The sequence below is a fragment of the Companilactobacillus insicii genome, assembly GCF_003946015.1.
Taxonomy (GTDB): Bacteria; Bacillota; Bacilli; order Lactobacillales; family Lactobacillaceae; genus Companilactobacillus; species Companilactobacillus insicii.
Map to the genome: position 1 here is coordinate 1 of NZ_RHNU01000067.1, position 2,031 is coordinate 2,031.

The 2,031-nt window shown below is 32.1% G+C and carries 1 protein-coding gene; it reads right to left on the reverse strand.

All coding sequences use genetic code 11. The annotated features are described in order from the left end of the window. Positions 1–131: 131 nt before the first annotated feature. The gene (locus tag EKM79_RS12140; protein WP_125569156.1) at positions 132–1,754 is read right to left on the reverse strand and encodes an NAD(P)/FAD-dependent oxidoreductase; all 1,623 of its coding nucleotides are present in this window, start codon (positions 1,752–1,754) and stop codon (positions 132–134) included. Positions 1,755–2,031: the final 277 nt, after the last annotated feature.

Below are 2,031 nucleotides of genomic sequence, written 5' to 3' on the forward strand. Positions count from 1 at the left end.
GGCATAAAAAAATCCACACCATTTCTAGTGTGGAAATTGCTCTAAGATGTCTCACCAATACTATTTGACATAGAGCCAATCTTTTGAGATTGGTTGTCTATTTTTGTCATTAAAGTTTCATTTATGAGATTTTAATTGTGATTTGATTTATAAATTGATTTAACATTTCCATATCTCATTTTACCTAGTTTTTTCTGAATATATGGAACAATCCATTTATCTAATCCGAATGATCGTCCAGATCCATTCATACATGCTAAGGAGGTGGGGATGATCCATCCGATAGTATTAGCATAACCGTTTGAACAAAGTATAATTCCTAAAATAAATGTAATAAAACCTGTAGTACATGTAAATAGTCCAACAATGAGAAATGTTCCGCAAATCGTTAACAATATTTTTAAGATACTTGAAATATTAGCAAAATTGATTCCTATTAAAGATATTCCAAGAAATACTCTTAATGGAACTGTCCAAAGTACATTTCCACTTCTTGAAATGTGACCGAACATCAGATTACGATTGTTTTTTGTTCTAAAAAATTCGTGCAACATATATTGAATTAAATAATATCCAGAGAATATTTGTATACAATACATTAAATTGACTATGTGTTTCATTGCAATAGCGAAAAATCCAGATAAATGAAATTTATTTAATATAAAGGCAACACCATATGTTGAACCTAGACTGACCATGAATCCTTGGTAGTTTGCTTTGTATGGAACCATAGGTTTGCTATTGCATTTTGCAATAATGTTAGTAACTGCGGTTTGTGCACTGGCCTCAGCACCTTGTACTATCTGTGGCTCACCTTTTCCAGAGCCATCCGCATCATAGAGACTAACATCTCCAACAACAAATATATTATCTTGGGATTTTGATTCCATTGTCTCATTTACTGCTATTCTGCCAGAACGTGAAAGCTCCAAACCTAATTTGGAAGTAATTGAATTTGCTTTAACCCCGGCAGTCCAAATTAAAGTTGATGTTTTGAAAGAATTGCCATTTTTTAAATCAATATATCCATCGTGTACACCAATAACACCGGTGTTTTTCATGATGTTTATACCTTTTTTAATCATATAGTTCTCAGCTTTATCGGCATCTTTTCTATCCATCATATTCATGATTGTTGGTGCCATTTCTATTAATGATAACTTTATTTCTGATGGATCTATTTTGTATTCATGAGCCAAACTGTTTTTCCAATCGCAAATTTCACCAATTGTTTCCGTACCAGTAAATCCGGATCCTACGACTGCAATGGATAGGAGAGAAGCTCTTTTTTCAGGATCTTGTTCAATTGATCCGTTTAAGACAGCTTTTCTTATATGATTCTTTAGTTTAATAGCTTGTTCCCATGATCCAAGTGTAAATCCGTATTCTTTTACTCCTGGAGTACCAAAGTCATTAGGTTCTGATCCAATCCCAAGTACGACATAATCGTAAGGATACTGTCCATTTTTGCCCGCTATAATCCTTTTTTTGTAATCTATAGTAGTAATCGTATCTGTAATTAAGTGAACATTCTTTTGATTAAAGAATAACCTTTGAAGATCATATTGAATCGCATTCTCAGGAACTCGTTCCGCTGCAACTTCATGGAGTTCAGTTAGATATGTGAAGTAGGAGTGTTTATCTATTAGCGTTATAGAAACATCTGGATTACTCTTAAAATGTTTTGCTAATTTCTTTGTTGCATAAACTCCGGAAAAACCTGCTCCGATTATAACAATGTTCTTTTTTGCCATAAATATTTTATCCCCCAATCGTTTGTAACCATATTCAGCATAACTCTAGATAAATTTTGAGTCATTATCAAAATTGTTAGAAAAAAATTAATTAAAAAAATGATTATTATAATAATAAAATTTATTTTTTTCCAAAAAATAAATTATTTAGTTATTGTGATAAATAAACCACAAGTTTTACTTGTGGGGGTTAGTAAAGGCTTTAGCTAAAAAAACACCCTTTCGGTATACTGTTTATCGGCTACCAACCAAAATAAACAGAGCGAGAGGATGTTTT

What these genes read in the sequence shown, in the direction of transcription:
- EKM79_RS12140 (WP_125569156.1), bottom strand. Translation starts at nt 1,754, where the DNA reads ATGGCAAAAAAGAACATTGTTATAATCGGAGCAGGTTTTTCCGGAGTT.